Raw genomic sequence first — 6,738 nt, 5'->3', positions numbered from 1 at the left:
ATGTGGAATTGCATAGACAACCAGGATGTTGGCTTAGAAGCAGCCACTCATTAAAAGAGTGCGTAATAGCTCACTGGTCGAGTGATTCTGCGCCGAAAATTTAACGGGGCTAAACTATACACCGAAGCTTAGGATACCGCAAGGTATGGTAGGAGAGCGTTCTGTACGGAGTGAAGTCGTAGCGAAAGCGGCGGTGGACTGTACAGAAGTGAGAATGCCGGAATAAGTAGCGAGAATTAAGTGAGAATCTTAATGGCCGAAAGTCTAAGGTTTTTGGAGGAAGGTTCGTCCGCTCCAAGTAAGTCGGGAGCTAAGGTCAGGCCGAAAGGCGTAGCCGATGCACAAACGGTTGATATTCCGTTACCGTCTACAATTTAAACAAAGGGACACATACAAAGCGTTTAACCCGGGCGATGGTTGACCCGGGCGCAAGGGACTGAAATTAGAGTAGGGAAGTAAATGTGGCGTATGGCGAGAAAAGCTTTGTGAATAGAAGTAGACGCCCGTACCGCAAACCGACACAGGTGGACAGGAAGAGAATTCTAAGGCCAGCGGGAGAAGGGTAGTTAAGGAACTCGGCAAATTGACTCCGTAACTTCGGAATAAGGAGTGCTCGAAAGAGCCGCAGAGAATAGGCCCAGGCGACTGTTTAGCAAAAACACAGGTCTCTGCCAAATCGAAAGATGAAGTATAGGGGCTGACACCTGCCCGGTGCCGGAAGGTTAAGAGGAGGAGTGCAAGCTCCGAATTGAAGCCCCGGTAAACGGCGGCCGTAACTATAACGGTCCTAAGGTAGCGAAATTCCTTGTCGGGTAAGTTCCGACCCGCACGAATGGTGTAACGATCTGGGCACTGTCTCAACTACCCACCCGGCGAAATTGTAGTACCGGTGAAGATGCCGGTTACCTGCGGCAAGACGGAAAGACCCCATGGAGCTTTACTGTAGCCTGATATTGGGTTTCGGAAATCTATGTACAGGATAGGCGGGAGACTGGGAAGTATGAGCGTCAGCTTATACGGAGTCGTTGTTGGGATACCGCCCTTAGGTTTCTGGAATTCTAACCTGCGACCGTGAATCCGGTCGGGGGACATTGTCAGGTGGGCAGTTTGACTGGGGCGGTCGCCTCCGAAAAGGTAACGGAGGCGCTCAAAGGTTGGCTCAGCACGGACGGAAACCGTGCCTCTGAGTGTAAACGCAAAAGCCAGCCTAACTGCGAGGATGACGGTCCGAGCAGTAACGAAAGTTGGAGTTAGTGATCCGGCGGTATGTGAATGGAAATGCCGTCGCTCAACGGATAAAAGCTACCCTGGGGATAACAGGCTGATCTCCCCCAAGAGTCCACATCGACGGGGAGGTTTGGCACCTCGATGTCGGCTCATCACATCCTGGGGCTGTATTCGGTCCCAAGGGTTCGGCTGTTCGCCGATTAAAGTGGTACGCGAGCTGGGTTCAGAACGTCGCGAGACAGTTCGGTCCCTATCTGTCGTGGGCGCAGGATATTTGAGGAGCTCTGTCCTTAGTACGAGAGGACCGGGATGGACGTACCTCTGGTGCACCAGTTGTCATGCCAATGGCACGGCTGGGCAGCTACGTACGGAACGGATAAACGCTGAAAGCATCTAAGCGTGAAGCCGACTCCAAGATTAGATATCCCATTGCATAAGCAAGTAAGACCCCTTGAGGACTACGAGGTTGATAGGCTGCGTGTGTAAGTGTCGTGAGGCATTTAGCTTGGCAGTACTAATAGGTCGAGGGCTTGACCACAAGAGTCTTTTGGTCAGCTTATTAAAGTATTTACAATATTACTTCTCAATGGTTTGCTTAACCTTTATTCAGTTTTCAGGGTACTCCCTTTAATATACACCTTTTAAAAGGTGACCTTTGAACTTACAGCACTACTTCGGTAGTGCTTTTTTGTTTGTCTAAGCGGTGTTTGCAACGTAACCGTCAAATAAAGCACAGTAAGCGTAAAATAAGGCACACCTTGACAAAAAACGAGAATAACAATAGTCCACCTGAGAGATTCAAGTGGGCTGTAAGTGTAAAAGTATAAAATTCAGAGCAGAGATTTTATCGTGTCGACACCTTGCTGTATGCTTATGAAAATCTGCTCAAGCCTGTCATATGGATTGATGTTGTTAGCCTTGGCAGTTTCGATAATCGAATAGATTATTGATGAAGCCTGAGTTCCTGCCTCGCTATTGCAGAAAAGCCAGTTCTTTCTGCCTATGACAAACGGCTTTATCGCCCTTTCTGCCGAATTGTTTGTAAGCTCAATTTTCGGATTTTTAAGAAAAGTTTCAAGCGTTACCCTCTGATTCAGGGCATAGCTGATTGCTCTGCCTGTCAGACTTTTGGGCAGAGTTCTCCCTTGGTTTTCTTCGCAGAATTTGAAAAATTCTTTTACCTTATCAGCAGAATGTTTCTCCCTGATTTCTGCGGTTTCTTCAAGAGTGTATTTCCTTTTTTCTCCGGGATTTTTCGGGTCAATCTTCTCAAGTGCAAAGATTTCCTGCGTTTGTAGGTTATTTCTTCAAGTTTTGGCTCAACAGTGAGCGGCTGTCTTTCAAGCTCAGCCTCATTAAAGAGATTAAGCTGTCCGTAATCCTCAGCTATCTTTTCTGATGATGAGCCGTAAATTTTCTTCTTGCTTAATTTCAGCTGTTCCAAAATCCAGTTGTAATTTGCGATTAATTCTTTATTATGAAGTGTAAGATTTTTAATTTCAGATTGTGCTTGCTCGTATTTTTCTCTGCCTTTTCAGTCTGGTTTCCGAGATATTTTACCTGCTTTTTCAGAGCGGAATTCTGTGCCGGAAGTTCTTCATATGTAGGCATATTTTTCAAAAAATCACGCTCCGAAATCAGTTTTTTACTGTCTTAATTATACCGCAAAAACCGCATAAATACAAGAAAAACGCCCGTTTTACCGAGCGTTTTTAAGGGAATTGTATTTATGAATTTCTTCTATTTTCAAGCCGTGCAAAAGCCACGAAAGTTCTTCCTGAGTAACTGTGTGTTTATCAGCTGTAATACCTCTCGGAAAGTGGAATTTGCCGTGTTCTATTCTTTTATACAGCAGGCAGAAACCGTCACTGTCCCAATACAGAATTTTCACCTTGTCGCAGTGCCTGTTGTGAAATACAAACATTGCGTTACTGAACTGATTAAGTTTGAAATTCTGCTCTACAATCGCAGACAAGCCGTCTATACTTTTTCTCATATCAACATTTGCAGAGGAAATATAAATCTTTTCAGGGTGGATAGTCAGCATTTATTTTCACCGCCCAATACCAATTCAGAAAAATATACTTCTTTCCCGTCGGCAAGCTCAGCTGCACGTTCTATCCAGTATCTGAGAGTTCTGCGTTTTATGCCGTTTTCACGGCAAAATTTCCGTCCGCTCAGTTTGCTGTACGTAAATTTTCTGACTAACAAAGCACCTTCCTGTTCTGTCACCATAACCGCCTCCTTTTGCGTTTTCTGTTATTGTATCGCTTTTCGGGCGGTTTGTGTAGGTGTGCTTTATTTGACGGTTACTGCTAAACAATTATAAAAGTTTGGTCAAGCCTTTTTAAAGGCTTGACCTGAATTTTTAAATTTATTAGTTTGACTATTCGCTAAACCAAACTCACACCAATCTGAAAGTAATACTCGGGAAATTATCTTCCCCGCCGCAATTGCCGTTATTGTAAGAAATTCTGATTTTTTCGCTTTGGACACTTCCGTCCGTAAACTGCACGCTTACATCAATCTCTGCTCCGTCAACAATTTTTGAAAGTATGCTGTTATTTATATTTTCCATCTTTGTTTCAAGAGCATTTTCATCATCTGTGACTTGATTTTCTCCGTCATCACTCATACGATTTTTCGCTCTCATACTTAAAAGTTCACTGTCAAGTCGGTAATATTCGTCTGCCCAATTGTCAATTTCACTGTCTGTTCTGTCGGTTTCAACCATAAGATTTATCGCTTTATCAAGTTTTATCTCCTGTTCGTTTTCACTCGGGTTTTTTACCGTAAATGTAAATCCGTCACAAAACTCCCCATATAAACCGTCCGAATGTTCTTTAAATTCCGCTTTTGTATATTGTGAATTATCAAGAATTCCGTAATTTGAAAAATCTCCGATTTCGGCTATGGCTATACTGTTATAATAATTATAACTATTGCCGTCTTCCGCATCTTCCGAATTTTCATCATCGTTTATATATGAATTTATAAGAAAATAAATTCCTTTTTGTTTTGAATTAAATGTCACGCTCTCAATATTTTTTCCGCTGATTTTAAGGTTTGTAAGTTCAAAATCATTAAAATAATCGGTTTTTCCCTGTGCGTTTCGATAAATCGTGTCATCATTATTAAAATCTTTCAATAAATATTGACTTCCGTTGACCGACGAAAATACACCTATTTCAGACTTGTCCTCAATTTCGGCGGCGTTTGCCGTTATTGTAAAAATATTTTTATTTGAGGAAATTCGCTCTGTATTCGGTTTAAAAAATCCTGCATATATTGCAACAAATGCAAACACTGCGGCTATTGCTGCCGCTGTTCCTGTTTTCAAATTGAAAACTTTGTGCGATGCATTGTTTTGTTTATGTTGTTTTTCGGTATCACGCATTACTTTTATCAATTCAGCTTTCTGCTTTTCGCTAAGTTTAATATTTTTCGCATTATTTTTATATACTTCCGCATTAAAATCTTTTTTATCAGTCATATGATTGCTCCCTTTCAATAATTTCTCTAAGTTGTTTTCTGCCCCGTGCAAGTCTTGATTTAACCGTTGATTGTGTTACATTCAGTATTTTTGAAATCTCACTGATTTTTAAATCTTCATAATAAAACAAATAAATCGCAACGCTGTACTTTGGCGGCAATTGCATAACGAATTGAAAAATTGCTTTATCAAAAGTATTATCCGACACACCCTGTTCTCTTGCCTCGGCAAGCGGTACGCAATGGCGAACATATGCCGATGTTTTGCAGCTTTTGGCGCAATTTACGGCAACACGCAAAAGCCATGCTTTCAGATGACTGCGGTCTTTGATTTTATGTTTGTTTTTAATTAATCTTATAAAAACTTCCTGACACACATCAAATGCATCAGCGCTGTTTTTTGTTATGTTCAAAGCCACCCTGTAAATCGTATCGGAATATTCGTTTACGACAGTTGTAACAAAATCATCGTTGTTTAAATCATTCATTATTTCACCACCTTTGTATATAACACTTTTTAAATTATAAAAAGGTTGCAAAAATATTTTTATTTTAATGGGGATTTATTGAAAGTTGGGAAAATTATGGTTTAACACAGTGTTTAAGGCAAATAATTTAAAAATTCAGGTCAAGCCTTTTTAAAGGCTTGACCTGAATTTTTAAAGGCTTGCGGGTATGGGCAGCGCCCATAAAATCTTCCGATATTACAATTCATCAGGTGCAAACAGCGTGGCTGTTTGCGTGCTTGTACTTAGTTTGAAAAACAGGCGACATCCACTAAAAAGAATTATTTATAAATAAAAATAACGATTTTCTTTCTTGGTTGTTTTCACAAATTTAAAGGTTTTCGCCATTGTGTTCAATCCGCCAAACAGGAAGGAGTTTTGTCACCATAATCGCCTCCTTTTGCGTTTTCTGTATTGTATCGCTTTTCGGGCGGTTTGTGTAGGTGTGCTTTATTTGACGGTTACAAAACATCTGTTACAGAACCTGAAAATATGCATTACTGATACTTTGTCGGGACAGGCACACATCAGTTCTTGCTGTTTGCAATTGCCTGATCAATCAACTTTTGCAGCTTTTCGGACTGCTTTTCTGAGGTTATTGCACCGACAATCGGCTCTCCCACAATATTACCGTTTTTATCGACAACATAAGTTGTGGGGTAGGAGTACAATCCGGATGTGAATTCTCCGGCTTTACTTTTTGAATCAAACCAAATGTTTTTGTAGGTCACACCCTTTTTTGACAGAATATTCTTTGCGTCAGAGATAGCCGTTTTGTCACCGTCAAGTGTAAATGAATTGATTCCGACTACTGCTCCGCCTTTTTCTGCAAGCTGTTTATTCAGAGCTTCCATGTCGGCAAGTTCTTCTACGCAGGGATTGCAGGTGGTAAACCAGAAGTTTACTACGGTAACGGTATTTTTTGCAAAAAGCGTACTGCTATTAACTTCGTTTCCGTCAAGATCCTTGCCGTCAAATGTCGGGAATTTCATCAGATTATCCTTTTCGATGGGCTTACCGTTTTCCGCCGGAACGCTCATATCTCCATCAGACGGTTTTTCTCCGCATCCGGGAAATTTTTGTTCCAAAACTGTCAGCTTTCCTTCAATTTCCTTAATTTCTTCGGCACCTTCATTAAGCAGTTTCAACTCATCTGCACTGAACTGATCCTTGATACCGTCAATGGTTTTCAGAAGAAAATCACCGTAGTTTCCGCCGTCCTCAATCATCGTCATACCCTTATCGGCTGAAATAAATACCTTTTCCCAAAGTGCGCTGTTTTCGGAAAGAATAGCATTTTCTCGTGCCATCAGTTTTTGATGCAGGTCGGTAGCCTCGTCTTTTGTATTTGGATTCATAGCTGTCAGCATAGCTGTTTCGCTTTTCTTATTTGTGGTAGTATTAGTAGTATTAGTCGTATTAGTCTTATTGTCTTTGTTTGTGCCACAGGCGGCAAAGCTTAACAACATCATCAAGGCAGTCAGTAAGGTTAAAATTTTTGTCATTTTCATAA

At 41.3% G+C, this 6,738-nt stretch carries 7 protein-coding genes and 1 rRNA gene (1 of these 8 running past the window's edge); 1 reads left to right on the top strand and 7 read right to left on the bottom strand.

Annotation, left to right across the window (positions count from 1 at the left end):
• Positions 1–1,765: ribosomal RNA gene (locus DXC23_RS06615) — 23S ribosomal RNA — on the top strand; it begins 1,066 nt to the left of the window's first position.
• A gap of 639 nt (positions 1,766–2,404) precedes the next feature.
• On the opposite strand, the gene DXC23_RS06605 is transcribed toward DXC23_RS06615, so the two are convergent.
• The 7 genes from DXC23_RS06605 to DXC23_RS06580 form a co-directional block, all read right to left on the bottom strand.
• The gene (locus tag DXC23_RS06605; RefSeq protein ID WP_158552482.1) at positions 2,405–2,671 is read right to left on the bottom strand and encodes a hypothetical protein; all 267 of its coding nucleotides are present in this window, start codon (positions 2,669–2,671) and stop codon (positions 2,405–2,407) included.
• Positions 2,672–2,691: 20 nt separating this feature from the next.
• Positions 2,692–2,847, bottom strand: a complete 156-nt coding sequence (locus tag DXC23_RS12435) for a hypothetical protein (RefSeq protein WP_158552480.1) — start codon at positions 2,845–2,847, stop codon at positions 2,692–2,694.
• A 79-nt stretch (positions 2,848–2,926) separates the two neighbouring features.
• Positions 2,927–3,274 (bottom strand): IS66 family insertion sequence element accessory protein TnpB, encoded by a 348-nt coding sequence (tnpB, locus tag DXC23_RS06600; protein ID WP_117705359.1) that lies wholly within the window; start codon positions 3,272–3,274, stop codon positions 2,927–2,929.
• Positions 3,268–3,462, bottom strand: coding sequence for a hypothetical protein (locus tag DXC23_RS06595; protein WP_117705358.1), 195 nt, complete (start codon positions 3,460–3,462; stop codon positions 3,268–3,270). Before DXC23_RS06595 ends, tnpB begins: the two co-directional genes overlap by 7 nt.
• Positions 3,463–3,631: 169 nt before the next feature.
• On the bottom strand, positions 3,632–4,720 hold the full coding sequence (locus DXC23_RS06590; RefSeq protein ID WP_117705357.1) for a hypothetical protein: 1,089 nt from the start codon (positions 4,718–4,720) through the stop codon (positions 3,632–3,634).
• Complete coding sequence (locus DXC23_RS06585) at positions 4,713–5,207, bottom strand: RNA polymerase sigma factor (protein ID WP_117705356.1); 495 nt, start codon at positions 5,205–5,207, stop codon at positions 4,713–4,715. Before DXC23_RS06585 ends, DXC23_RS06590 begins: the two co-directional genes overlap by 8 nt.
• Before the next feature lie 545 nt (positions 5,208–5,752).
• A complete protein-coding gene (locus DXC23_RS06580; RefSeq protein ID WP_117705355.1) occupies positions 5,753–6,736 on the bottom strand; it encodes a TlpA disulfide reductase family protein in 984 nt (327 codons plus the stop codon).
• Positions 6,737–6,738 lie beyond the last annotated feature (2 nt).

Source organism: Eubacterium sp. OM08-24 (genome assembly GCF_003438075.1).
Classification (GTDB): Bacteria; Bacillota; Clostridia; order Oscillospirales; family Acutalibacteraceae; genus Ruminococcoides.
The sequence above is the reverse complement of the archived record's forward strand: the minus strand, read 5'-3'. Positions and strand labels throughout refer to the sequence as shown.

Bases quoted from the DNA above. Each gene is read 5' to 3' on its own strand.
- tnpB (WP_117705359.1), bottom strand. From the start codon at position 3,274: ATGCTGACTATCCACCCTGAAAAGATTTATATTTCCTCTGCAAATGTT.
- DXC23_RS06595 (WP_117705358.1), bottom strand. From the start codon at position 3,462: ATGGTGACAGAACAGGAAGGTGCTTTGTTAGTCAGAAAATTTACGTAC.
- DXC23_RS06590 (WP_117705357.1), bottom strand. From the start codon at position 4,720: ATGACTGATAAAAAAGATTTTAATGCGGAAGTATATAAAAATAATGCG.
- DXC23_RS06585 (WP_117705356.1), bottom strand. From the start codon at position 5,207: ATGAATGATTTAAACAACGATGATTTTGTTACAACTGTCGTAAACGAA.
- DXC23_RS06580 (WP_117705355.1), bottom strand. From the start codon at position 6,736: ATGAAAATGACAAAAATTTTAACCTTACTGACTGCCTTGATGATGTTG.